A 24459-nucleotide genomic window follows, 5' to 3' on the forward strand; every position below is an offset into this window, starting at 1 on the left:
ACCGCCGCACGGTGGAGGAAGAGGAAGCGAGGTCGCGCACCACAGCAGCACAGCACCACACGGAGCAGTTCTGAAGGTCGCTACGGACAGCACTCGCTACGTTCAGAACTCGCTCCGGTCAGAACCCACTTCCGTCAGAACATGTCCGGGCACCACGGTCGCCTGAACGTACGGAACAGGGCGTCGGCAACGGCGGCGGCGCCCGCACGCTCCTCCCCCACCCGCCCCAGGGCCGCCAGCCGCACGGCCGACGCGTCCCCGAGCCACAGCTCCGCCAACTCGCCCGAACCGACGACGAGATCGGCTGACCGGGTGCTCGGCGCGCAGGTGGCGCCGTCCGGCGAGGCGTCGAGCCGGAAGCGCCCGCCCGACAGACCGTCCGGGTCGGTCATCTCGATCACCAGCGACCCGGAGCCGGCGTACGTCCGCGCCTCCAGGGCCCGTACGACGTCCAGGACCCGGATCCACAGCCAGTCCGCCTGGGTGACGATCCGGGCGGCGCGCGGGTCGGGCAGCAGATGCGGAAGCAGATCGTCCGGGGCGCGGTAGCCCGTACGGATCGTGGTGATCCAGTCGATCGAGCACAGGAACCGCCACAGGGCGCGCTCGGCGGCCGGGGTGAGCGCGATCAGACCGCGCACGGTCGCCGTGTCCAGCGGCTGCTTGGCGTCGCCCCACACATCGTCGGGCTTGTACGTGAGCAGGCCCTCGACCTCGCCGTTCGGTGAGCGGTAGAGCGCGTGGAACGGTTCCGTCCAGGGATCCCCCGGGCCCACCACCCGCAGCGCCCCCGTGGTGACCTGCCACCAGCGGTCGTCCCGGTCCACCGCGCCGGGCTGGCCGCGCCGGAACCGCTCGTACAGGTCGGGGCCGTGCTTGCGTACGTCCTCGGCGTCCACCAGGTCGATACGGCCGCCGTCCTCCGGGCCCGCCCAGCGGGGGTCGAGTCCCGCGCGCGGTACGTCGACACTCCACTGCGTCGCTGTCGTGGCGGGGCCGAATCCGTACCGGCCGTAGATCGGGTACTCGGCGGCGATCAGGGTGGCGAGGACGTCGCCGCGCTCGCGGGCCGCCGGAAGGTCGGTGGCCATCATGCGGGAGAGGAGGCCACGGCGGCGGTGGGTCGCGGTGACGGTGACATTGGAGATGGCGTCGGCCGTGACGACGGCGCCGCCGACCGCGGTGACCTCCTGCGCGAACGAGCGGAACGTCGCCACGCAGCGGGCGCCGTCGAAGGCGCCGAGATTACGGGACCGTTCGAGAAGCGGCCTACGGTTCTCGACCTCAATCGGCGGAACGGACGGTTCCCTGAGGAAGCCGGTGTTCAGGGCGCGGATCCAGTCGGGATACTCGTCCACGGTCACAGGACGTACGGCTATGTCGTCACGACGCATAGCGCTCACGCTAGGTGAACCGGATACATGGTGTCGCCCTGATTTAGCCCGAGCCCGCCCCTACCCCAGGCGCACGTCAGAACACCGCCCGTACCTCCCCCACCTCCGCCCCGCCCCCCATCAGCGGCGCACGCCCTATGCGGTCGAGGACCCCCGCCTCTGCTCCGAGCAGGTGGAGGGCTCGGGCCAGGACCGGGCCCAGGGCGCGGGTGCCGCCGTCGGTGATTTTGAAGGCCAGGGCCCGTCCGTCCGCGAGGGCGACCGCCTGGACGGCCTCCGCGCCCATCTTGGAGAGGGCACCGGGCATCTCCCGCATCAGCCAGGTGTCGTGCCGACGCGTACCGGCGACGTATTCCGGATGGGCCCGCATGGCGTCCGCGACCCTGCGCTCGGCGGACTCGGGCTCGGCGGTCACGAAGTGCCGGAAGGCTCGGGCGAGCCCGGTGAGGCTGATGGCCATCAGGGGCGCGCCGCAGCCATCCGTGCCGAGTGCGGTGACGGACTCGCCGGACGCCTCCTCGACCACGGTCAGGACGAGCTTCTGGAGGGGATGGTCCGGGTCGAGGTAGGACGCGGTGGGCCAGTCGTTGAGGAGGCAGGCCGCGAGCATCGCCGTGTGCTTGCCGGAGCAGTTCATGGTGACCCGGTCGCGTACGGCGCCGGCCGCGAGATACGCCTCGGCCTCCTCCGCGTCGAGCGGCAGATCGGCGGGGCACAGCAACTGCGCGGCACTCAGTCCGTGCTCGGCCAGCATGGTCCGCACCAGATCCCGGTGAAACGTTTCCCCCGAGTGACTGGCCGCCGCGAGCGCCAGCCGCTCACCGGCCAGCTCGACCCCGGCGCGCAGCACGGCCGCGGCCTGCATCGGCTTGTTGGAGGAGCGCGGGAAGATCGGCGCCGTCACATCGCCGAGCGCCAGCTCGACCCGGCCCTCGGCGTCCAGCAGCACCAGGCTCCCCCGGTGGTGCCCTTCGACAAAGCCGGACCTTACGACCTCGGCGAGAACCGGGTCCACGGCGGCGGCCGAAGACGAAGACGCGGGCGACGACGCGGAGACGGGCGAGGACGCGGGTGGGAAACCGGCAGCTGGCATGGTGACCTTCCGGGACGGGCGTGGACCCGTCCCGGCCGCGGTCACCGGGATCGCCGGAACCGTCGTGTCACGCGAGCAGGTCGTCTACTTGGGCTTCGCCATCACGGTACCTGCGGGCGATCTCGGCACTGCAATCGTCGGTGGTGCGCTGGAGCTGCTGACGGCGCCGCGAGACCCGCTGCTCGTACCGGACGAGCCGCCCCATCGCGTCGTGCAGCTCTTCGTCCGTACGGGCTGCCAGGTCCGACAGCTCGACCTCGGCGAGCATCTCGGCCGCGAGGACCCGGTACTCCTCGTTGTGCGGGGTGCCCAAGGTCACATGCCGGGCCGACGAGCGGGTCCGCGCGGGCTGGTCCGTGAGGATCTCCGACAGCCGGTCCACGACGGGCGACCGGGGCGCGGTACGGCGCGCCAGCTCGGCGCGGAGGATGTCGATCCGGCCCTGGAGCAGCCGCCGTACATAGCTGAGGTCGGCCTCGTCCTGCTGGGCGTCCCGGCGCACGGTCCGCAGTTCGGGCAGCCGGAGCCCCGACAGCTCCGGCATCGGTAGCTCGTCGAAGAGCGGGCTGCCGCCGGTCCGCTGGATGGGCGGACGTGGGGTGCTGAGGCGGCCCCCGGGATCCGTGTCCCGCGGGCTCGTACGGGTCAGTGACACGGGTGCGGGCGGCTGCCCCGTACCAGGTGTGTTCATGCGTCTCTACCGTCCCCTCGACCGGCGCGGCGAACCGCGTGAGATGCATGGTGCCACTCCCAGTGGGCGCTATGTGACCGAGTGCCCCCGATCGGCCCCGGATGGGGGGTTCGGGACCTTGTGGGGAACCCGGATGGGCGCGCGGGGGAGGGTGCCAGGGCCTGTGGGAGCGGGTGGGGGCGCGCACGGCATGATGGGCGCCATGCGCGCGGTGGTACAGAGGGTCGACGGGGCGAGTGTCGTGGTCGAGGGCGACGACGGGCCCGAGACGGTCGGCGAGATCAGCGGTGAGGGGTTGTGCGTCCTGGTGGGCGTGACCCATGACGACACCAAGGAGAAGGCGGCGGCGCTCGCCCGCAAACTCTGGTCCGTACGGATGCTGCGCGACGAGAAGTCCTGCTCGGACATCGACGCCCCGCTGCTCGTGATCAGCCAGTTCACGCTCTACGGGGACGCCCGCAAGGGCCGCCGCCCCACCTGGAACGCGGCGGCCCCAGGCCCGGTCGCCGAGCCGCTGGTGGACGAGGTGGTGGCGCGGTTGCGGGCGCTGGGCGCGACGGTGGCGACGGGCCGGTTCGGCGCCGCGATGCGGGTGGGGCTCACGAACGACGGCCCGTTCACGGTCCTGCTGGACATCTGAGCCGCCCCCGATCCGGACGGGTTACGGCTCGACCACCGGCTCCTGCGCGGCGGCCGTCGAGTCGGCGACCAGCCGGGCGTCCAGCGGAACGTTCCGCTTCACCAGTGCCAGCGCGATCGGGCCCAGCTCGTGGTGGCGTACGGAGGTCGTGACAAAGCCCAGTTTGCGGCCGTCCGGGCCCTCGTCCGCGAGATACAGGGGCGTGCCGTGCGGCGGCAGATGGACCTCGCTGCCGTCGAGGTGCAGGAAGACCAGACGGCGCGGGGGCTTGCCGAGGTTCTGCACCCGGGCGACGGTCTCCTGACCCCGGTAGCACCCCTTCTGAAGGTGTACGGCCGTGCCGATCCAGCCCAGCTCGTGCGGGATGGTGCGGTGGTCGGTCTCGAAGCCCACTCGCGGCCGGTGCGCCTCGACGCGCAGGGCTTCGTACGCCAGGATCCCGGCCGCGGGACCGTACCCCGCGGCGAACGTCTCCAGGTCGGCGCGGGGCAGGAACAGGTCGCGGCCGTACGGGATCTCGCGGACGACGGCGCCGTCCGGAACCTCGGCGATGGAACCGGCCGGCAGGTGCACGACCGCGAAGTCCTCGGTGCGGACGGCGACTTCGACGCGGTAGAAGAACTTCATCGACTCCAGGTACGCGACGAGGGCGTCCTCGGTGCCGGGCTCGACATGCGCCCAGGTGGTCGTGCCGTCGTCCACCAGGTACAGGGCGTGCTCGATATGGCCGTGCGCGGAGAGGATCAGCGCCTCGGTGGCCTGGCCCACGGGCAGGTCGCTGACGTGCTGGGTGAGCAGGAGGTGCAGCCAGGTGAGCCGGTCGTCGCCGGTGACGGTGACGACACCGCGGTGCGAGAGGTCGACGAAGCCGGTCCCGTCGGCGAGGGCGCGCTGTTCCCGGAACAGGTCGCCGTAGTGCGCGGCGACTCCTTCGTCCACACCTTCGGCGGAGACGGCACCGGGCAGCGACAGCAGAGGACTCTTCATATCCACTCAGAGTACGACCAGCGCACAGCGGCGTTTATTTCGCGTTCCCTACGTAGCTTTCGCTTTCTTGGCGCAGTCCTCGCACCGCCCGAAGATCGCGAAGTGCTTCATGTCGGTCTCGAACCCGAAGGTCTCCCGCAGCTTGGCCGTGAAGTCGGCAGCGACCTCGACATCGGCCTCGATGACATGGGTGCAGTCCCGGCAGACCAGGTGCAGATGGTGGTGCCGGTCCGCGAGGTGATACGTCGGTGCCCCGTGCCCGAGATGCGCGTGACTGACCAGCCCCAGCTCCTCCAGGAGTTCCAGGGTCCGGTAGACGGTGGAGATGTTGACCCCGGACGCGGTCCTGCGGACTTCGCCGAGGATGTCGTCGGGGGTCGCGTGCTCCAGGGTGTCCACGGCTTCGAGGACAAGCTGACGCTGCGGTGTCAGCCGGTAACCGCGCTGCCGCAGATCACTCTTCCAGTCGGTGCTCACCACACTCGAAGTCTAGGACCACCGCGGCCGGAGCACGTCACTTCAGGAACCGGATCACGTCACTTGAAGAAAGCGATCCCGTCGTCCGGCAGGTCGCCGAGGTCCTTGGCCCAGTTGGCCACGTCCTCCGGGGACACGACCTTCTTGAGCTGGGCCGACATGTACGGGCGCAGCGGGACCTCCGGGGTCTGCTTCTCGCCCACCCACATCAGGTCGCTCTTGACATAGCCGTACAGGCGCTTGCCGCCGGTGTAGGGGCCGGACGCGGCGGTGCGGGCCACGGCGTCCGTGACCAGGTCGATCTGCGGCTTCTTGGCGGCCAGCTCGCCGTACCAGACCTCGACCACGCCGTCGTCGCGCACCATCACGACCTCGACCTTGCGGTCCGCGTCGATACGCCAGTAGCCGGACTCGGACTCCAGGGGCCGCACCTTGTTGCCCTCGGCGTCGAGGGTCCACGTGTGCGAGTGGTACTCCAGGAAGTCCCGCCCGTCATGGGTGAAGGAGACCTCCTGCCCGAAGTTGGCCTTCTCGGCACCCGGGAAGTCCGTGACGCCCGCGCCCGCCCAGTTTCCGAGCAGGAAGACGAGGGGGACGAGGTCCTTGTGCAGGTCGGACGGGATCTCGATCATGTGCGGCGATTCCTCGTGGTAACGGTCAGCGCTGGCCTTGGTACAGCTTCTTCACGGTCAACCCCGCGAAGGCGAGAACGCCGACGCAGACCAGGGCCAGCAGGGCTTCGAAGAATGCCTCAAGCACGGGTGCTCCTCGGTGAACGGAACGAGCGGTAAGGACCGGGCCCCAGCTTAATGCGCTGAGGCCCGGCACTCGCCGTGAGGTCGGCCGAGGTCAGCCGAGTAGCTGACTCTGGAGGGCGACAGTCTGCTGGAACGGCACGGCGGCGGCCGATCCGGGACGGGACTGCACGACCAGCGCGAGCGTGTCGCCGGCGGCGAGATACGCCTGGCGGACGTGTTCTTTGCCGTAGGGCTTGTTCTCGGTGTACGAGGAGCGGCGGATGGTGTCCAGATTCGCGGCGACCGGATGGCCGTCGTCGAAGCGGACGTCCGACGCGCCCTTCAACTCGTACGTCGGGGCCTCGTACCCCGCGAGGTCGTCCCGGAGGCCGTCCACGACGACCGCCGTGTCGAACTGGAGCAGATAGACGCGGGTGCGGGTGCCGTCCTGGGTGGTCCAGCCGCCGGCCGCGATGTGCCGCAGACCGCTGTCGGTCAGCAGCTGCGCCAGCTCCTCGCGGTCGCCCCAGTCCTCGTACGCGCCGAGGAACGCCTTGCGCGTGAGCCAGCCGTCCTTGCCGCGTAGCGCCGGGTCGGGCTTGGCACCTTCGGGGGCGGGCAGCACCAACTTGCGCAGGTCGGCGAAGTGGGTACCGGCCGGGTTGTCGCCGTCGAAGGGCCCGGGTTTCCCCTTGGGCAGCGGCTGCCGCTGAATCTCGGGGTACGCCCATCTGCCGTCGGACTCGGTCGCGAGACCCGGCACGCCGGTGCGCTCCATGCGCGTGATGCCGTACGCGGCCGAGGTGCCGAGGGCGGCGAAGACGACGGTGGCGGCGGTCCACCGGAGTACGGCACGCAGGACGCGCCGGTCCTTCTTCGCCGGTACGGGTACTACGGGGGCCGCCTCGGGCATCGGGGGCAGTTCGGTGGTCTGCTGCTCGGTCATACCGCCTCCCCGGGCGAATCGATCCGGTCGAGCTGCTCCCGGAACAACCCGGTGACACCCTTGGCGTCCAACGGCTGACCACCGTGCGCGGTAGCGCTGACCAGTACGTCTCCGACGTAGGCGGAGCACATCATCATGTCGATGTCGTACTTCTTGCCCTTCGGCATCAGATAGCACAGGGCGTTCTTGTGGCCCTCGATCTTCGGGCCCTTGCGGAAGACATCGACGGCTTCGAAGAACGCCTTCTGCCCGGCGAAGCCACTGCGCACCGCGCTCCGGTTCTCGATACGGGACAGCACGATCGACACCGTGAACGTCTTGTCGGTGCTGGTGTAGCTGCGCATGACGATGCCTTGGATGCGCTGTTTGTCGATCAGCCGCTCCATCGTCCGGCGCTGGCTGCGCGGCAGGCCCTGAACCGACTCCTTGCGCATCTCGGTGGCCCGGCGCCCGTTCAGCTCCTCGTCGGTACCGAACCCGCCGAGGTCGGGGCCGCGGCCGGAGCCCTGTGTTCCGTACGGCAGGAGCATGCCCTTGAGGCCCGAGGCCCGCGTGCTTCCGCTGTCGGCCGAGTCACCGGGGTCCTTCGCATCGGTCTCGGGGAAGCGCCAGGTGGGCTTCCCCGGGTCGCGGTCGGCGTTCTGGACGGTGACGGCGGTGAAGCCGACGCCCCCGGCGATCAGCGCGAAGGCCGCGACGGACGCGGCGAGGGTGATCAGGGTGCGGCGGGTGAAGCGCCGGGGCTTCTTCGGCTCGGCAACCAGTGGCTCGGCAACCGGCTGCTCGGCAACCGGCTGCTCGGCCGCCGGGTCCTCGGCCGTCGGGTCCTCGGCCAGCGGTTGCTCGCTCATCGGTTGCTCGCTCACAGCCGCTCCATCTGCCGCTTGGCCACATCCACGATCTTCGCCTTGGAAATGGGCTTGTCGTCGTAGACCCACAGCTCCATGGCGATGTCCCCGCGCCAGGCATACGCCTCTGCCGTGTAGACCGAGACGTAGCCGGGCCTGGTGTCCGGCCTGGAGTGCACGTAGGCCATTCCGGCGCCCGTCCCCGGGATGCTGTGGCTGGCGGTTCCGTCCTCGTCCTCGGCCCAGTACTGCTGGTCTTCGACGGAGCCCTGTGCCTGGAGTTCCTCCCGCTGGTGGTACTGCACCAGGCGGATCTCCACATAGGGCCCGTCGCCCTGCTTCCAGATCCTGACCGCCGCGCGCCGGAACTCCAGGGCAAGCAGGTTGTCGAATCCATTGCTGGGCCGCTTGTACAGCCCGGCGAACGCGGGCAGTGACAGCCAGTTCTGATCGACGCCCTCGGCGTCCTTCTCGTACCGCGCACCCTTCGGCTTCGACAGCAGCAGCTTGCGCAGGTCGCCATCCGTCTTCACCCTGCGGTCCTGGGCGGCGGAGAGCGGTTCCGGGGCCGGACCCTTGGCCTGCTCGATCGTCGGCTGCGAGAGCGAGGGCAGCGGGGTCGGGGTGCGGTCGGCCTGGATCAGATAGCCGGTGCAGGTGCCCGCGACAACGCCGAGCACGGCGGCGCAGGCGATGAGAAGCGCCGTACGTCCACGGCGCCGGGGTCTCTTACCCGGGGTGGCCTCTTCGGCCTCCTCCGGCGGCGCTGAGCCGGTTTCGGGTGATTCTGGCGATTCCAACGGTTCCAAGTGGTTCCCCCACGGGACTAGAAGCGCGGCTTCCGCAACTGCGCGCACAGAAGACCCACAGGCACCGGCACCGGTTGTACCCGCGTTGATTACGATTCGGTCATGGCGAAGAAGCTCGTGATCAAGGTGACGGCAGGGGCGGACGCGCCCGAACGGTGCTCGCAGGCGTTCACGGTGGCGGCCGTCGCGGTGGCGAGCGGTGTCGAGGTGTCGCTGTGGCTGACCGGCGAGTCGGCGTGGTTCGCGTTGCCGGGGCGGGCGGCGGAGTTCGAGCTTCCGCACGCGGCGCCGCTGCCCGAGCTGATCGACGGCGTCATGGCGGGCGGCCGGCTCACCCTGTGCACCCAGTGCGCGGCCCGTCGCGGCATCACGGAACAGGACGTGATCAAAGGCGTCCGTATCGCCGGGGCGCAGGTGTTCGTGCAGGAGGCGATGGCCGACGGAACCCAGGCGCTCGTCTACTGACGGACGTACCCTGAAGTCATGTACAGGCGCAGGCGACGTGTGTACTTCGTGCTGATGGGCATATGCGTCACGCTCTTCGTGCTCGCCTGGGGCGTAGTACGCCTCTGGTCGATTCCGGCGGCCGTGGCCATGTGTGTCGTCGCGATGGTGATCCCGCCCGTCGCCGCGATGATGGCGAACCGCCGGGGCCCCGACGACCGCTGGTGGGACGACCCGTCCGGCGACCCGAAGTCGGACGAATGGTGGGACGAACTGGACGGCAAGAAGCGCCACTAGCTCCGCCGGCAGACCGGTGCGGAAGGTGCGGGCCGTCAGAATGCCGTACGCCCCGAGAAGACCGAAAGGCCGCATCCCGGTGCATGGGCGTCCAACCCCCAGGGATGCGGCCTCCGGCCGTCAAAATGGTGTCAGACGGCGATCGCGACCTCCGCGAGCCCACCGGTCTGGGCGACGACCGTACGGTCCGCCGTCCCACCCGGCACCAGCGCCCGCAGGGTCCACGTGCCCTCGGCCGCGTAGAACCGGAACTGCCCGGTCGCCGAGGTCGGAACCTCCGCGGTGAATTCGCCGGTCGAGTCCAGCAGGCGCACATAACCGGTGACGGGCTCGCCGTCGCGGGTCACCTGGCCCTGAATGGTGGTCTCACCGGGCTTGATCGTTGAGGCGTCGGGTCCGCCCACCTTCGCTCCACACATATGTCTTCAGTCCTCCAGGACGGTTTACGGGGGCGGGAGTTACTTGGCCGCGCCGAGTTCGATCGGCACGCCGACGAGGGACCCGTACTCGGTCCACGAGCCGTCGTAGTTCTTGACGTTGGTCACGCCGAGCAGCTCGTGCAGCACGAACCAGGTCAGGGCGGAACGCTCACCGATGCGGCAGTACGCGATGGTGTCCTTGGCGAGGTCGACCTGCTCGTCGGCGTAGAGCGCCGTGAGGTCGTCGTCGGACTTGAAGGTGCCGTCGTCGTTGGCGTTCTTCGACCACGGGATGTTGCGGGCCGACGGGACGTGACCCGGGCGCTGCGACTGCTCCTGCGGCAGGTGCGCCGGGGCGAGCAGCTTGCCGGAGAACTCGTCGGGCGAGCGGACGTCGACCAGGTTCTGCGTACCGATCGAGGCGATGACGTCGTCACGGAAGGCGCGGATCGAGGTGTCCTGCTCCTTGGCCTGGTACGTGGTGGCCGCGCGGGACGGCACCTCGTCGACCAGGTCGCGGGAGTCCAGCTCCCACTTCTTGCGACCGCCGTCGAGCAGCTTCACGGACTCGTGGCCGTAGAGCTTGAAGTACCAGTAGGCGTAGGACGCGAACCAGTTGTTGTTGCCTCCGTAGAGGATGACGGTGTCGTCGTTGGCGATACCGCGCTCGGAGAGCAGCTTCTCGAAGCCGGCCTGGTCGATGAAGTCCCGGCGGACCGGGTCCTGGAGGTCCTGCTTCCAGTCGATCTTGACGGCGTTCTTGATGTGGTTCTTGTCGTACGCGGACGTGTCCTCGTCGACCTCGACGACGACGACCTTGGGGTTGTCGAGGTTCGCCTCGACCCAGTCGGCGTCTACCAGGACGTCGCTGCGGCTCATGCTCTTTCTCCTCCGGGGCAGGTGCGGCGGGGCGGTGCTTCGTGTGGGGCGGTGCGCGGCGCGCCGTGCGCACCCGGTACGGGCGGCGCTGGTCGGCGCGGATGTCGGGGCATCGCGGACGGCCGGGAAGGCCGGCGGAAACGGGAGTCGGAGGTCCCGCTCAGAAAGTGCGACAGAGCATGGCGGCGACGCGGCACAGGTCGACTGCCCGCCGCTTCGTGAGATCCGCCTGTCGCCTCATGCCGTCGATCGTAGGTACGCGCGGGGCACCATGTCACCGGGGTGTCATATCCTGAGACGCGATCGTCCGGAATGTGGGATGAGCGAGGGGTCGGGGCCGCTCCCGCACGGCGGACGGGGTTCCGTCCGCGTTCACCCATCTGCTCGGCGGACGACCCGTCTCGCCCTTCGGACACACGTTCCCAGGTCTGGCCCTACCCCGTTCGGCCCCACCCGCGAAGGGGCCCTACCCGACCAGCCGGACGTCCGAACCCTTCACGGAGACGTTCACGCCGTCCGGCGCGGCCTCGACCGTGCCGAGCTGTATCCCGGCCGGCAGCCCGGTGATCTTCTGCTGGAAGTCCGTGATCGACCGGACCCGGTTCTCGGCGACCGGTACGCCGAGCTTGGGCAGCGCGTCGGCGTCCACCTTCACGACATCGCCCTCGACCCGGGCCGAGCTGAGCACCGACACCGGCTCGGCGAGCTTCTTGCCGAGCACGGTCGCCTCGACCTCGACCTTGATCTTCCCGTTGCCGCCGTCGGACAGCCCCACGACATTGGCGGTCACCCCGGGAGCCACCTGCACGGGCTCGACCTGGGCGGCCTTGAGGAGTTCCGCGTACGAGATCCGGGCGGTGCCGGACGCCGTGTCGGCGGTGGCGGAGCTGTAGTCGCCGGAGAACGCCACACCCCTCATCTCGGCGGTGAGTTCGTCGATACGGATCTTGTCCGGACCCTTGCCGTCACCGCTGCCGACCGATGTCGCCGCGTCGTAGTCCTTGATCCCGATCTGCACGTCGTCCAGCGAGCCGCTCGCGACCTGGGTGAGGAAGGGGAAGCCCTTGATGGACACGTCGGGCTTGCTCGACAGGCCCTCGCTGGTGCGCAGTTGGTCGGCCGCCTTGTCCTCGGCGAAGCCGACGGCGATACGGTCCGCCGCGACGAACAGGCCGCCCAGGACGACCACGACGATCAGAAGTATTCGCAGTGCGCGCATGCTCGCTCTTTCCCCCCGCGGATCTCGGACAGTGCGGCGAGCCTAACGCGGGCGGGCCCCCGCGCAGGGGGCCCGCTTCACCTTGTCGACCAGCTGTGACGACCGCTGTGACGACCGGTCGACCGGCTGTGACCGGTGCCCTTCCTCTTCTGCTTTCCGCTTCCGCTTCCCGCTTCCTCTTTCCGCTGTCCGCTTCCGCGTCAGCCGAGTGCGCGGCCCAGCAGATAGACGGCGGGGGCGGCGGCGGCCAGCGGCAGGGCGACCCCGGCGGTCATGTGCACGAAACGGGACGGCAGGTCGTAGCTGGCGGCGCGGTGGCCGATCAGCGCGCAGATCCCGGCCCCGAGGCCGAGCAGGGCGCCGTCCGAGCCGAGGTCCGTGAGCTGCTGCCCGGCGACGATACCGGCGCCCGTCGCGGCCAGCAGCCCCACGACCACCGAGACGATCAGCGGCAGGGGCAGCGCCCGCGCGAGCACGGCGGCGGCGACCGCGAGGCCCCCGACGACGACGGCGTCCGGTACGGCGGCCAGATGACCGGTCGCCAGGATCACCAGGGCGGACGCCGCGACGGTGGCCATCAGGCCCTGCATCCGCTCGTCGGGGCCCGCGTGGCTGCGGAGTTGGAGCACCAGGACGAGGAGTACCCAGACGCCGAGGGTGCCGAGGATCGCGGCGGGCGCGTTCTCCCGGCCGACGCCGATCAGGACGGCGTCGGCGGCGAGGCCGCCGGCGAAGGCCAGCGCGATGCCCTGCCGGGCGGGCCACATCCCGTTCAGCCGGAACCAGCCGGCGGCGGTCACGGCCTGGAGCAGTACGAGCGGTACGAGCAGGGCGTACTGCCCGATCGCGGCGCCCCCGGCGAGCAGGGCGCCGAGCACGGCGGTGAGGGCGGCGGGCTGGAGCCCCGGTTCGATGACCGTCGGCAGTCCCGCGGCGCGGGCGCGCTCGGCGGGGGTGAGGGGGCGCTCCGGGGCCGGGGCCGGGTCGGGGCCGGGCTCCGGGTCCGGGTTCGGGTTCGGGGTGAGGTGCTGCGGCGGGAGATACGCGGGGTCCGCCGTGGTGACGGGCTGCGCCTGGGTGTCCCAGGTCTGGCCCTGCCACTGCTGCGTGTACTCCTGCTGTTGCGTGTACTCCTGCTGCTGGGGGTACGGCTGTTGGGAGTACGGCTGTTGCTGCTGTTGCGGCTGTTGGGGGTACTGCTGCTGTGGGTACTGCTGGTACGGGTCGTGTCCGTACGGCTGGTTGCTCATGGTGTGGGGGTCACCCTCCTGCGAACGGCGGGAGCACCTCGACCGTGCCGCCCTCGGCCAGGCGTACCGTCTCATGCCCGCGGGTGCCCACAGGGGCGCCGTCGACCAGGAATGAGCATCTGCGCAGGACGGTGGTCAGTTCGCCGGGGTGGTGCTGTCGGACGGTGTCCAGGGCCTCTGCCAGGGTTTCGGCCTGGTAGGGCTCCTCCGCGGTGCCCGCCGCCGATTTGGCTGCCGCCCAGTAGCGGATCGTGCCCTGTGCCATGTCGGCGCGCCCCCTTTCCCTGTGACGGGGCCCATCATGCCTTGCCGTTCTTCCCGGGGTGCGAGGACCACCTCGCGATGCGTTCCAACAGGTCGTCGGTTGCCGCGTGTTCCGCGTGGCCCATTCCTTTCTCCAGCCAGAGTTCCGCGTTGCCGGCCGCCGCGAGGGTGCGGGGGTGGTCCAGGGGGAAGTACGGGTCCTGGTCGCCGTGGACGATCAGGAGGGGGGTCGGGGCGATCAGCGGGACCGACTCGACCGGTGAGAGCGGGACCGGGTCCCACTCCTCGTGGTGGATACGGGTGCGGAAGCCGTACCGGCCCACCAGTCGTCCCGTCGGACGCGTGACCATCCAGTGCAGCCGCCGCATCGGCGCGGTTCCCCGGTAGTACCAGCGGGCCGGGGCACTCACGGCGGCCACCGCGTCGACCCGCGCTCCCGTGCGCCCCTCGTGCTCTGTGTCACGCCCTGCCGCGCCGGACGCCGCGTGCCGCAGGACCACCGAACCGCCCATCGAGAATCCGACGGTCACCACTCGTTCGTACCCGAGCCGGCGGGCCCAGTCGACGGCGGCGGCCACGTCGAGCACCTCGCGGTCGCCGACCGTGGAGCGCCCGCCGGACGCGCCATGTCCCCGGAACGAGAAGGTGATCACGCCCGCACGCTGGGCGAAGACGGCAGCCGCCCGCCGTACGTGGGGGCGCTCCAGGTCGCCGGTGAAACCGTGCGCCACAACGATCGCGAGGCTTTCCGCGCCACCCGTTCGGGTGTCGGGTCCCGGCTCGTGGTGGGCGTCGACGAGAACCCCGTCACGGGTACGCAGAAGGGTGCGCCGACCGCGCTCCGTGAACGGTGGGCCGCAAAAGGGTGACGGATGACCTGCCGGACCTGGAGTCATGTGAGCTATTCTGCTGCGAAGAGGACTCGGGCAACGTAGCCCCCGGGTCCTTTTGTGCTTTCCGGCTCGTTGTATACGACGACGGGCCGGCGGCTCGTACGAAGAGTGCCGCAACGTCCTCGCAGGGACCGAGGAGGAACCGACGTTATGGGCGAGCGATCCGTGTACGCAGGCAAGACGACCCGGGCAGGTGGGGTGCGATGAGTTCTCTGCTGCTCCTGACCAATGCCCTCCAGCCGTCGACGGAGGTGCTTCCCGCGCTCGGCCTGCTGCTGCACAACGTACGAGTGGCCCCGGCGGAAGGCCCCGCTCTGGTCGACACCCCCGGCGCCGATGTGATCCTGGTCGACGGACGGCGTGATCTGCCGCAGGTGCGCAGCCTGTGTCAGCTGCTGCGGTCCACCGGGCCCGGCTGCCCCCTGATCCTGGTCGTCACCGAGGGCGGTCTCGCGGCCGTCACCGCCGACTGGGGCATTGACGACGTGCTGCTCGACACGGCGGGGCCCGCCGAGGTCGAGGCGCGGCTGCGGCTGGCGATGGGCCGGCAGCAGATCGTCAACGACGACTCCCCGATGGAGATCCGCAACGGTGATCTCTCGGTCGACGAGGCGACGTACAGCGCGAAGCTGAAGGGGCGGGTCCTCGACCTGACCTTCAAGGAGTTCGAGCTGATCAAGTACCTGGCGCAGCACCCGGGCCGCGTCTTCACCCGCGCCCAGCTCCTCCAGGAGGTCTGGGGCTACGACTACTTCGGCGGTACGCGGACGGTCGACGTCCATGTGCGGCGACTGCGGGCCAAGCTGGGCCCGGAGCACGAGTCGCTGATCGGCACGGTACGCAATGTCGGCTACCGCTTCGTGACCCCGGAAAAACCGAACCGCGAGACCACGGGATCCAAGGAGAAAACGGCACCCGCGCCGGCACCGGCCCCCGAAGCTCCCGCTTCACCGGCCACAACGGAAGAACCGCTCACCCACCCGGCCCAGGGCTGACACCTCACACCGCCGCGGCGGTAGGCAACTACGTCGCGAGCGGAAAAGGATGCCGTACGGCCTGCGAACAGGCGGGTTGATCCGCGTAGACTTCGCGCGTGGCCAAGGTGACGCGGGACGATGTGGCGCGACTGGCGGGGACTTCGACCGCGGTCGTGAGCTACGTGATCAACAACGGACCCCGGCCGGTCGCCCCGGCCACGCGCGAGCGTGTGCTCGCCGCGATCAAGGAGCTGGGGTACCGGCCGGACCGGGTGGCGCAGGCGATGGCCTCGCGGCGCACGGACCTCATAGGAATGATCGTGCCGGACGCCCGGCAGCCGTTCTTCGCCGAGATGACCCATGCCGTCGAACAGGCCGCCGCCGAGCGCGGGAAAATGGTCCTCGTCGGCAACTCCGACTACCTCGACGAGCGCGAGGTGCACTATCTGCGGGCGTTCCTCGGGATGCGGGTGTCCGGGCTGATCCTGGTCAGCCAGGGTCCCAGCGAGACGGCCGCCGCCGAGATCGACGCGTGGGACGCGCGCGTGGTGCTGCTGCACCGGCGGCCCGAGGCCATCGAGGACGTCGCCGTCGTCATCGACGACGTGGGCGGCGCCGAGCGCGCGACACGGCATCTGCTGGACCACGGCCATCCGTACGTGGCCTGTCTGGGCGGTACCGAGAAGACACCCGTCGTCGGCGACCCCGTCACCGACCATGTCGAGGGATGGCGGCAGGCCATGCGGGAGGCCGGGCGGTCGACCGAGGGACGGCTGTTCCAGGCGCCGTACAACCGGTACGACGCCTATCAGGTGGCCCTGGGTCTGCTGGCCGGGCCCGATCGGCCGCCGGCGATCGTGTGCGCCACGGACGACCAGGCGATCGGGGTACTGCGGGCGGCGCGGGAACTGCGGATCGATGTGCCGGGGGGCCTGGCCGTCGCCGGGTTCGATGACGTCAAGGAAGCCGGGTTGACGGATCCGCCCCTGACCACGGTGGCGTCGGACCGGCCCGCGATGGCCCGTGCCGCGGTGGATCTCGTGCTGGACGACGGGTTGCGGGTCGCGGGGTCCCGGCGGGAGCGGTTGAAGCTGTTCCCGTCGGAGTTGGTCATCCGGCACTCTTGCGGCTGTAGCTAGGCCCCGCACATCTTTATATAGGGCATACAGGGTTCTGTCGGGCTTCTTATTGTGGTCTCAGGTGGCTCTCATCTGAGCCCGGGACGCTCAGAACCATGACCGAGAGCTTCCGCCGTAGCGGCGAGTACCCCGAGGGTGACCACCAGCAGCCCGCGTACCCCGAGCACGCCGGGTTCCAGCACTCCTACCCGCCTCCGCCCCCGCCCCCGTACGCCCCGCAGACCCCCGCACCCACCGGACCTGTCGGGCCCACCGGGTCGCGGCGCCGGGCCAAGGGACCCTTCGCCCTCCTCGCCGCGGTGGCCATCGCCGCCGCGGCGGTCGGTGGCGGTACCGCCTACGCGTTCCAGCAGCTCACCGGTACGCAGGACACCAGCGGCACCACGGTCAACGGGACGCAGGTCGCCGCGAGCAGCAAGGGCACGGTCGCGGGGGTCGCCGCCGCGGTGACCCCCAGCATCGTCGAGATCAACGCGACGTCGAACGCCGGGCAGTCCACCGGTTCCGGAGTGGTCATCACCTCCGGCGGCGAGATCATCACCAACAACCATGTGATCTCCGGTGCCACCTCGGTGAGCGTGGTCATGAGCGACGGCAAGAAGTACAGCGCGAAGGTCGTCGGCACCGACAGCAAGAAGGACCTCGCGCTGATCAAGGTCAGCGGGGCCTCGGGGCTCAAGCCCGCCTCGCTCGGCAACTCGGACAACATCCAGGTCGGTCAGGAGGTCGTCGCGATCGGCTCCCCCGAGGGCCTGACCGGCACCGTGACCAGCGGGATCGTCTCGGCGCTCGACCGTGATGTCACGGTCGCCACGGGTGAGGGGCAGCAGCAACAGCAGCCGGGCGGCGGCTGGCCGTTCGAGTACGGCGGGCGCCAGTTCAACGGCGACACCGGGTCGGAGACGACCACGTACAAGGCGATCCAGACCGACGCGTCGCTCAACCCGGGCAACTCCGGTGGTGCCCTCATCGACATGAACGGCAACATCGTCGGCATCAACTCGGCCATGTACTCGGCGAGTTCGGGTTCCGGCGGCGGCTCGTCGGACGCCGGCAGTGTGGGCCTCGGCTTCGCCATACCGATCAACACGGTCAAGGGTGACCTGGCCACCCTGCGGGCCGGCGCCACGAACTAGAACCACGAACCACGGACCACGGAACCAAGGACCAGCACGAGGAGAAGCGCATGATCGACGTCATCCGGGTGCGGCACGGCGGCACCGGCAGCGCCTCCGGCGATCCGGCGGGGACCGCCCTCGCGCTCGAAGTCGCCCGCGCACTGCACGGGACCGCCGCCCGCGCCCCCGAGATCACCGCACCGGCGCCCGCCGCCCGTAAGACGGCCGCCGGTAAGGCGGGATCCGGCAAGACGGCCGCCGGCAAGTCCGGCACCGGCAAGACGGCCGCCCGCAACAAGGCCCGTCGCGACGCGGCCCGCGACCGCCGTCGCGCCGTGCGAGGCTGATACCGACGACCCCTGCCGGACCGGACCTTGTGGAAAGAGCGCCGATGAGCCCCGCCGATGGCGACCGCGAACCCCTGCGCATCCTGATCGTCGACGACGAGCCCGCCGTCCGTGAGGCGCTGCACCGCAGCCTCGCCTTCGAGGGCTACGGCACGGAGGTCGCCGTCGACGGCGCGGACGCGCTGGAGAAGGCCGCCGTGTACCGGCCCGACCTGGTCGTCCTCGACATCCAGATGCCCCGGATGGACGGCCTGACCGCCGCCCGCAGGATCCGGTCGTCCGGCAGTACCGTGCCGATCCTCATGCTGACCGCGCGGGACACGGTCGGCGACCGGGTCACCGGGCTCGACGCGGGGGCCGACGACTATCTGGTCAAGCCGTTCGAGCTGGACGAGCTGTTCGCCCGGATCAGGGCGCTGCTGCGGCGCAGTACGTACGCGACGTCGACCGGGCAGGCCGAGGAGGGCGATGTCCTGTCCTTCGCCGATCTGCGGATGGACCTCGCCACCCGGGAGGTCACGCGGGGCACCCGTACCGTCGAGCTGACCCGTACCGAGTTCACGCTCCTGGAGATGTTCCTCGCGCATCCGCGCCAGGTCCTCACCCGGGAGCAGATCCTGAAGGCCGTCTGGGGCTTCGACTTCGAACCCAGCTCCAACTCCCTGGACGTGTACGTGATGTATCTGCGCCGTAAGACCGAGGCGAGCGGCGAGCCGCGTCTCGTGCACACCGTGCGAGGTGTGGGGTACGTGCTGCGGGCCGGCGGCGCCGAATGAACCGTGCGCTGCGCTGGGCCCGTTCGCTGCCGCTGCGGTCGCGGCTCGCGATCCTGGTGGCGGCGGCGGTCGCGGTGGCCGTCGCGGCGGTGGCCCTGGTGTCGTGGTTCGTGGTGCAGAACGCGCTCGTGAACTCCCTGGACACCGCGCTCAGCAGCAACCGCCTCGGCGCCCCGGCGATCGCGAGCCGCGTCGGTCCGGACGGCACCTGCAGAAGGTCCCTGGCCAACGAGAACTCGACCATGTACGGGGCGACGGTCCAGCTCATCGGACCGACCGGGGACAGCTGCGTCATCATCGGCGAGCACTCGATCCAGGTCACCTCCGCCGACAAGGAGGTCCTGGACGGCCAGTTGACGCAGTCCTACCACAATGCCCATGGCTCGGACGGCAAGGAGTACCGGGTCCTCACCTACACCGTGGCGGGCTGGCCCGGAGCCGTCTCCACCGCGCGGCCCCTGACCGAGGTCACCGGCACCCTCAGCGATCTCACGCTGGTGCTCGTCCTGGTCGCCGGTATCGGGGTGCTCGGGGCCGGGGCGGCCGGGGCGTGGGTGGCCAGGACCGGGCTGCGGCCGGTGGACCAACTCACCGGCGCGGTCGAGCATGTGGCGCGTACGGAGGATCTGACCGTACGGATTCCGGTCGAGGGCGACGACGAGATCGCTCGGCTCTCACGGTCGTTCAACGCGATGACCGCGGCGCTGGCGTCGTCGCGGGAACTTCAGCAGCAGCTCATCGCGGACGCCGGGCACGAGTTGCGTACGCCGCTGACCTCGCTGCGTACCAACATCGAGCTGCTGTCCCGCAGTGAGGACACCGGGCGGGCGCTGCCGCCGGACCACCGGCGCGATCTGCTCGCGTCCGTGAAGGCGCAGATGACGGAGCTGGCGGCGCTGATCGGCGACCTCCAGGAACTGTCCCGTCCCGACGACGGGCAGCATCTGGGGAAGGTGCAGGTGATCGGGTTGCACGAGATCGCCGATGTGGCGCTGCGGCGGGCGCGGCTGCGGGGGCCCGAGGTGACGATCACCGCGGACCTTCAGCCGTGGTACGTGCGCGGGGAGCCCGCGGCGCTGGAGCGGGCGATCGTCAACATCCTCGACAACGCGGTGAAGTTCAGTCCGCCCGGAGGCACCGTCGAGGTCGCCCTGAGGGAGGGCGGGCTGACGGTACGGGACCACGGTCCCGGTATCCCGGACGAGGAGCTCCCCCACGTCTTCGACCGCTTCTGGCGCTCCCCGTCCGCCCGCGGAATGCCGGGTTCGGGCCTGGGCCTGTCCATCGTGGCCCGCACCATACAGAGTGCGGGGGGCCGGGTGACCCTTGACCGGGCAGAGGGCGGAGGCACAGTGGCCGCCATCCACCTACCGGGTGCCCCGACACCGCCCCCGACGGAGCCTGGAGCCCCCTGACCCGGTGCCCCATTCCGCCGGACACTCGCCGCGACGGCGGGCACGCCCGGCTGCCGGCCGCAGGCCGGATTTCTTCCCGCCGCAGCGGCGGCCGACCACCACGGCGAGTGTCCGGCGGAATCGACGACGGCCGACAGGGCTACGGGTTGTGGGACAGAACCGCCTCGATCAAGCCCCCGGTAGCCTCCGGAAAGTCCATCGGCACAATCCCCAAACCGGTCCAACCCGCACTTCCCGCCCCCGTGAGGAAAGTCCGTACGCGCGGATTCAGCTGACCCGCGTTGTACGACGGCGGAAGCAGCGCCGCCGTGCTCACGAAGTTGATGTACTGCTTCCCCGGCTGCTGGGACGCCTTGCGGAAGTGGGCCTCGATCAGCGGGTACTTGCTGCCGGGCGCCGCGTTCCAGTCGTCCTGGATGTCGTAGATCCCGGTGTTGCCCCACTGCGGACCGGGCAGTCCGCCGTTGTTGGCGATGAGGACGACCTTGCCCCGCGCCTGCCCGAGCGAGGGCAGGGTGTCGGCGATGTGGAAGAGGGACCGCCAGCCCTTGTCCAGATAGCTGTCGAACACGCGCCGGAACTCGCCGTCGCTCTCGGTCGAGTACTCCTGCTTCACCCGCATCAGCACGGTCTCGGACGGCCGCGAGGCGAGGAAGTCACGGCAGGCGACGAGTACGTCGTCGAAGTTGAGGTTCTGGTAGAACGCCTCGTGGTGGATCGTGAAGGCGTTCTCGAAGAGCCGGCACCGGATGTCCAGGAACCGGATCCCGGCGTTCAACTGCTCGGGAATGGTGATGTTCTGGCACTTCACCCAGGCATTGCCGAAGCGCGCGCCGGAGTCGTGCGTACCGGGTATGGACAGGCGCTGGAGAGCGGTGGTGTCGCCGAACCCGCCCATCCAGTCCTGGACGCCCAGGGTGCGGGCGGACGCGGGAGCCGCGCTTCCCGCGTACGCGAGCAGACCGGCGGCCGAGACCGCGCCCGCCCGCTTCAGAAAGCCTCGTCGATCGAGTGTGGGGGTCATGGCAGCAGAGAACCACAGGTCTGAACCAAGTGACAGATGAGGCACGGGAGTTGGCTACTTATCAGTACTACTTCCTGGTACACGAAAAGCCGGGGCGCACACGAAAAGCCGGGGCGTACGCGACAGGAGTCGGCACGCCCCGGCTTCCAGGGGGGTTATTCCGTACGGGTCACCGGGTCAACGGGTCACTTCACGACCGTGATCCGGTCGGCCTTCGGCGGCGCGATGGGGGCCGTCGCCGAGGAGTTGGCCGTCAGGTAGTCGGTGAACGCCTTGAGGTCGTCACCGCCGACCAGCGGGTTCTTGCCCTTGCCCAGCTCGGCGAAGCCGTCGCCGCCGCCCGCGAGGAAGTTGTTCGTCGCGACACGGTAGGTGGCCGCCGGGTCGAGCGCGGCACCGTTCAGCTTGATGGAGTCGACGACGACACGGTCCACGCCGGTCTTCGTCAGGTCCACGGTGTAGGTCAGACCGTCGGAGATCTGGAGGAACTTCGGCGAGGCCGTGTTGACGCCACTGACCTGCTGCTGGAGCGCGGTCACGAGCTGGGCGCCGGTCAGGTCGATGAGGTTGACCGTGTTGCTGAAGGGCTGCACGGTGAAGCCCTCGCCGTAGGTCACGACTCCGTCGCCCTCAAGACCGCTCGCCTTGTAGACGAGGTCGGCCCGGATGCCGCCCGGGTTCATCAGCGCGACGACGGCCTTCGGGTCCAGCGACTTGGCGTGCGCGAGCTGCGCGTCGGCGATCAGATCACCGAGCGGCGTCTCCGGCGGGCGCGTGAGGATGCCGGGGCCCTGGATGTCGGCGGAGATGTAACCGACCGAACGGTTGGAGATCGGCGCGGCCAGCTTGTTCCAGGCGCCGATCAGGTCCGTCATGTCCTTCGCAGGGGTCTGCGTACGGTTCACGACGTGGTTCGCGGACTTCACGCTGGTGCGCACGATGTCCTTGGTGCGACGGTCGTACGTGAGCGTGGTGTCCGTGTACAGCCGGCCGAACGAGGAGGCCGACGTGACCATGCGCGGGTTGCCCGAGGGGTCCGGGATGGTGCACGCGTACGCGTTGTGCGTGTGACCGGTGACCAGGGCGTCGACCTTGGGCGATATGCCCTTGGCGATGTTCACGATCGGGCCGGAGATACCGGAGCCGCCGGACGGCGAGTCGCAGTCGTAGTTGTACGAGGTGGAGGCCGGGAGGCCGCCCTCGTGGATCAGCGTGACGATCGACTTGACGCCCTGCTTGTCCAGGATGTCCGCGTACTTGTTGACCGTCTCGATCTCGTCGTGGAACTTCAGGCCCTTGACGCCCTCGGCCGAGACGATGTTCGGGGTGCCCTCCAGGGTCACACCGATGAAGCCGACCTTGACGCCCTTCTCCTCCCACACCCAGTAGGGCGCGAGGACGGGCTTGCCGGTCTTCTCATTGGTGACGTTGGCGGCCAGGTACGGGTAGTCGGCGCCCTTGAACTTGCGCCCCTCCTCGTAACAGCCGTCCTTCGGGTGGCAGCCGCCGTTCTGGATGCGGGCCAGCTCGGCCGCGCCCTCGTCGAACTCGTGGTTGCCGACGCTGGTGACATCGAGGTCGAGCTTGTTCATCGCTTCGACGGTCGGCTCGTCGTGGAACATTCCGGACAGCAGCGGGCTCGCGCCGATGAGGTCACCGGCGGCGGCGGTCACGCTGAACGGGTGGCCCTTGCGGGCGGTGCGCAGCGAGGAGGCGAGGTACTCGACACCGCCGGCCTTGATCTTCTCCGTGGTTCCGTCGGCGTGGCTCTCGACGACCTCACCGGACGAACCGGTCGGGGGCTCCAGGTTTCCGTGGAAGTCGTTGAAGGACAGCAGCTGGACGTCGACGGTCGAGCCCTTGCCGTGCTTGTCGTCCTTCTCGGGACCGGCGACGGCGGGCAGGGCCGCGACGAGCGCGCCGATGGTGGCGAGCCCGGCGCCCGCGATGAGAACGCGATGCGCGCGTCTGGACTTTCCGTGCTTACGAGACTGGGACGTGGCTGACACGTGCCCCCCTGTATGGATCGATGATGCTTTTCGGCTTGGTGGGCAGGCAGAGCCTGTGTCACATACCCGGCCGGATCAGCGCGCGGCGTCCGGTGCGTGCGATCGCAAGGCGCCGGAGTGTCCTCGTAGCGGAGCCACTTGGGCACTCCGGCAACGGGCGAGCGTGCGTGCCAGGCGTCGCGGGCCCGGCCGGGGGTGTGACACAGGCTCTAGGGTCCTGCGCAGCGCAGCCTAAGGTCAACGCGCGTAGCGCAACAGGGGGTAAGGGTTACGGACTGGTTGCGTGCAGATGGCGTTACGGTCGGCCGTACTCTCGTATCCATGACCAGCGACGCCGTGCACCCCGCGCCTCTCCGCCGCATCGAGACCCGTACCGAACTGAGCCCGGACCGCGCCGACGAGGTGCTGGCGCTGATCGCCGAAGCCGCTCGCGAGGACGGCCAGCAGGCGGTCTCGGAGCAGGGCCGGCTGCAATTGCGCGGCGGCCCCCGCGCGGGCGTACGGCATCTGCTGCTGAGCGTCGATGACGAACTGGTCGGGTACGCGCAGCTGGAGGACACCGACCCGGTCGAGGCTCCTGCGGCCGAACTCGTCGTGCGTCCGGCGCACCGGGGGCGTGGGCACGGCCGGGCGCTGGGCACCGCGCTGCTCGCCGAGTCCGGCAAGCGGCTGCGGGTGTGGGCGCACGGCGGGCACGCGGCGGCCCGGCACCTCGCCCAGGTCCTCGGCCTGACGCTGTTCCGTGAACTGCGCCAGATGCGGCGGGCGTTGACGGATCTGGCGCTGCCGGACCCGGTACTGCCCGAGGGCGTCACGGTACGGACCTTCGTACCGGGGCAGGACGACGCGGCCTGGCTGGAGGTGAACGCGCTGGCGTTCGCGCACCACCCGGAACAGGGCTCGCTGACCCAGCGCGATCTGGACGACCGGATGGGCGAGCCATGGTTCGACCCGGCGGGCTTCTTCCTCGCCGAGCGCACCGGCGGCGGCGAAGGGGACCGCGAACTCGTCGGCTTCCACTGGACGAAGACGCACGCCGAGGAACAGCTCGGCGAGGTGTACGTACTCGGGGTCCGGCCCGGCGCGCAGGGCGGCGGCCTCGGCAAGGCGCTCACCACGATCGGGCTGCGCCATCTCGCGGCGTCCGCCCTGCCGACGGTGATGCTCTATGTCGACGCGGACAACACGGCGGCGGTGGCCGTGTACGAGCGGCTGGGTTTCGTGACCTATGAGACGGATCTCATGTATCGCACGGAGTCGTAGACCGGACGGTTCGGGCAGTCAGAGGAGCGGGCCGAGAGGTCCGTGGGGCCCCAGGGGGCGGCGTGATTTGACGCCGCCCCCTTCTTTGCACCACCCTTTCACTA

General features: G+C 70.0%; 28 protein-coding genes. 10 read left to right on the plus strand and 18 right to left on the minus strand.

Translation table 11 applies throughout. The features are described from left to right. Positions 1-134 precede the first annotated feature (134 nt). The 3 genes from ACFVT5_RS12480 to ACFVT5_RS12490 form a co-directional block, all read right to left on the minus strand. Positions 135-1394: a GNAT family N-acetyltransferase gene (locus ACFVT5_RS12480; protein ID WP_389885044.1), complete on the minus strand. Its 1260-nt coding sequence runs from the start codon at positions 1392-1394 to the stop codon at positions 135-137. A 76-nt stretch (positions 1395-1470) separates the two neighbouring features. Beyond that, a complete protein-coding gene (locus ACFVT5_RS12485; RefSeq protein ID WP_389885047.1) occupies positions 1471-2487 on the minus strand; it encodes an asparaginase in 1017 nt (338 codons plus the stop codon). A gap of 67 nt (positions 2488-2554) precedes the next feature. Continuing rightward, positions 2555-3178, minus strand: a complete 624-nt coding sequence (locus ACFVT5_RS12490; protein WP_389885050.1) for an ABC transporter substrate-binding protein — start codon at positions 3176-3178, stop codon at positions 2555-2557. Positions 3179-3380: 202 nt separating this feature from the next. On the opposite strand from ACFVT5_RS12490, the gene dtd reads away from it, so the two are divergent. Next, a complete protein-coding gene (gene dtd / locus ACFVT5_RS12495; RefSeq protein ID WP_389885053.1) occupies positions 3381-3818 on the plus strand; it encodes a D-aminoacyl-tRNA deacylase in 438 nt (145 codons plus the stop codon). Positions 3819-3839: 21 nt separating this feature from the next. Here dtd and ACFVT5_RS12500 read toward each other — a convergent pair whose 3' ends face one another. The 6 genes from ACFVT5_RS12500 to ACFVT5_RS12525 form a co-directional block, all read right to left on the minus strand. Then, the gene (locus ACFVT5_RS12500) at positions 3840-4805 is read right to left on the minus strand and encodes a YgfZ/GcvT domain-containing protein (protein ID WP_389885056.1); all 966 of its coding nucleotides are present in this window, start codon (positions 4803-4805) and stop codon (positions 3840-3842) included. A 48-nt stretch (positions 4806-4853) separates the two neighbouring features. Beyond that, positions 4854-5285 carry a Fur family transcriptional regulator gene (locus tag ACFVT5_RS12505; RefSeq protein WP_389885059.1) on the minus strand — a complete coding sequence of 144 codons (432 nt, stop codon included), beginning with the start codon at positions 5283-5285 and terminating at the stop codon, positions 4854-4856. A gap of 56 nt (positions 5286-5341) precedes the next feature. Continuing rightward, a complete protein-coding gene (locus ACFVT5_RS12510; RefSeq protein WP_389885062.1) occupies positions 5342-5914 on the minus strand; it encodes an FABP family protein in 573 nt (190 codons plus the stop codon). Between the two features lie 217 nt (positions 5915-6131). After that, positions 6132-6965, minus strand: a complete 834-nt coding sequence (locus ACFVT5_RS12515; protein WP_389885065.1) for a hypothetical protein — start codon at positions 6963-6965, stop codon at positions 6132-6134. Next, positions 6962-7831: a hypothetical protein gene (locus ACFVT5_RS12520; protein WP_389885067.1), complete on the minus strand. Its 870-nt coding sequence runs from the start codon at positions 7829-7831 to the stop codon at positions 6962-6964. The genes ACFVT5_RS12515 and ACFVT5_RS12520 overlap by 4 nt, the downstream gene beginning before the upstream one ends. Further along, positions 7828-8493: a hypothetical protein gene (locus ACFVT5_RS12525; protein ID WP_389885070.1), complete on the minus strand. Its 666-nt coding sequence runs from the start codon at positions 8491-8493 to the stop codon at positions 7828-7830. The genes ACFVT5_RS12520 and ACFVT5_RS12525 overlap by 4 nt, the downstream gene beginning before the upstream one ends. Before the next feature lie 231 nt (positions 8494-8724). Between ACFVT5_RS12525 and ACFVT5_RS12530 the strand changes: the two genes are divergently transcribed. Continuing rightward, positions 8725-9087 carry a DsrE family protein gene (locus ACFVT5_RS12530; protein WP_389885072.1) on the plus strand — a complete coding sequence of 121 codons (363 nt, stop codon included), beginning with the start codon at positions 8725-8727 and terminating at the stop codon, positions 9085-9087. 18 nt (positions 9088-9105) lie between these two features. Further along, complete coding sequence (locus tag ACFVT5_RS12535) at positions 9106-9363, plus strand: DUF3099 domain-containing protein (protein WP_389885075.1); 258 nt, start codon at positions 9106-9108, stop codon at positions 9361-9363. A 131-nt stretch (positions 9364-9494) separates the two neighbouring features. Here the strand turns inward: ACFVT5_RS12535 and ACFVT5_RS12540 are convergent, their stop codons facing one another. The 7 genes from ACFVT5_RS12540 to ACFVT5_RS12570 all read right to left on the minus strand — a co-directional run bounded on the left by ACFVT5_RS12540 (position 9495) and on the right by ACFVT5_RS12570 (position 14290). Beyond that, positions 9495-9782, minus strand: coding sequence for a DUF1416 domain-containing protein (locus ACFVT5_RS12540; protein WP_365579841.1), 288 nt, complete (start codon positions 9780-9782; stop codon positions 9495-9497). Positions 9783-9821: 39 nt separating this feature from the next. After that, a complete protein-coding gene (locus tag ACFVT5_RS12545) occupies positions 9822-10661 on the minus strand; it encodes a sulfurtransferase (protein WP_389885078.1) in 840 nt (279 codons plus the stop codon). A 160-nt stretch (positions 10662-10821) separates the two neighbouring features. Beyond that, a complete protein-coding gene (locus ACFVT5_RS12550; protein ID WP_353963671.1) occupies positions 10822-10902 on the minus strand; it encodes a putative leader peptide in 81 nt (26 codons plus the stop codon). A gap of 225 nt (positions 10903-11127) precedes the next feature. Then, a complete protein-coding gene (locus ACFVT5_RS12555; protein WP_389885081.1) occupies positions 11128-11880 on the minus strand; it encodes a DUF2993 domain-containing protein in 753 nt (250 codons plus the stop codon). Positions 11881-12080: 200 nt separating this feature from the next. After that, positions 12081-13130, minus strand: a complete 1050-nt coding sequence (locus ACFVT5_RS12560) for a hypothetical protein (RefSeq protein ID WP_389885083.1) — start codon at positions 13128-13130, stop codon at positions 12081-12083. Between the two features lie 10 nt (positions 13131-13140). Next, a complete protein-coding gene (locus tag ACFVT5_RS12565) occupies positions 13141-13395 on the minus strand; it encodes a MoaD/ThiS family protein (protein WP_389885086.1) in 255 nt (84 codons plus the stop codon). A gap of 34 nt (positions 13396-13429) precedes the next feature. After that, positions 13430-14290, minus strand: a complete 861-nt coding sequence (locus ACFVT5_RS12570; RefSeq protein ID WP_389885089.1) for an alpha/beta hydrolase — start codon at positions 14288-14290, stop codon at positions 13430-13432. A gap of 200 nt (positions 14291-14490) precedes the next feature. Here ACFVT5_RS12570 and ACFVT5_RS12575 point away from each other — a divergent pair, with 200 nt between their 5' ends. The 6 genes from ACFVT5_RS12575 to ACFVT5_RS12600 all read left to right on the plus strand — a co-directional run bounded on the left by ACFVT5_RS12575 (position 14491) and on the right by ACFVT5_RS12600 (position 20059). Then, a complete protein-coding gene (locus tag ACFVT5_RS12575) occupies positions 14491-15282 on the plus strand; it encodes a response regulator transcription factor (RefSeq protein ID WP_389885092.1) in 792 nt (263 codons plus the stop codon). Positions 15283-15380: 98 nt separating this feature from the next. Continuing rightward, entirely contained in the window at positions 15381-16403 is a 1023-nt protein-coding gene (locus ACFVT5_RS12580) for a LacI family DNA-binding transcriptional regulator (RefSeq protein ID WP_389885095.1), read from the plus strand. A gap of 95 nt (positions 16404-16498) precedes the next feature. Continuing rightward, on the plus strand, positions 16499-17539 hold the full coding sequence (locus ACFVT5_RS12585; RefSeq protein ID WP_389885098.1) for a S1C family serine protease: 1041 nt from the start codon (positions 16499-16501) through the stop codon (positions 17537-17539). Positions 17540-17589: 50 nt separating this feature from the next. Further along, complete coding sequence (locus ACFVT5_RS12590; RefSeq protein ID WP_389885101.1) at positions 17590-17868, plus strand: hypothetical protein; 279 nt, start codon at positions 17590-17592, stop codon at positions 17866-17868. 44 nt (positions 17869-17912) lie between these two features. Beyond that, a complete protein-coding gene (locus ACFVT5_RS12595) occupies positions 17913-18644 on the plus strand; it encodes a response regulator transcription factor (protein WP_389885104.1) in 732 nt (243 codons plus the stop codon). Next, positions 18641-20059: an ATP-binding protein gene (locus ACFVT5_RS12600; protein ID WP_389885107.1), complete on the plus strand. Its 1419-nt coding sequence runs from the start codon at positions 18641-18643 to the stop codon at positions 20057-20059. Before ACFVT5_RS12595 ends, ACFVT5_RS12600 begins: the two co-directional genes overlap by 4 nt. Before the next feature lie 139 nt (positions 20060-20198). On the opposite strand, the gene ACFVT5_RS12605 is transcribed toward ACFVT5_RS12600, so the two are convergent. Both ACFVT5_RS12605 and ACFVT5_RS12610 read right to left on the minus strand, forming a co-directional pair. Next, positions 20199-21083, minus strand: coding sequence for a phosphatidylinositol-specific phospholipase C domain-containing protein (locus tag ACFVT5_RS12605; RefSeq protein ID WP_389885110.1), 885 nt, complete (start codon positions 21081-21083; stop codon positions 20199-20201). Between the two features lie 185 nt (positions 21084-21268). Then, the gene (locus ACFVT5_RS12610) at positions 21269-23092 is read right to left on the minus strand and encodes a bifunctional metallophosphatase/5'-nucleotidase (RefSeq protein ID WP_389885113.1); all 1824 of its coding nucleotides are present in this window, start codon (positions 23090-23092) and stop codon (positions 21269-21271) included. A gap of 321 nt (positions 23093-23413) precedes the next feature. Between ACFVT5_RS12610 and mshD the strand changes: the two genes are divergently transcribed. Then, positions 23414-24355, plus strand: a complete 942-nt coding sequence (gene mshD, locus ACFVT5_RS12615; protein ID WP_389885116.1) for a mycothiol synthase — start codon at positions 23414-23416, stop codon at positions 24353-24355. Positions 24356-24459: the final 104 nt, after the last annotated feature.

The organism is Streptomyces sp. NPDC058001, from assembly GCF_042886315.1.
GTDB lineage: Bacteria > Actinomycetota > Actinomycetes > Streptomycetales > Streptomycetaceae > Streptomyces.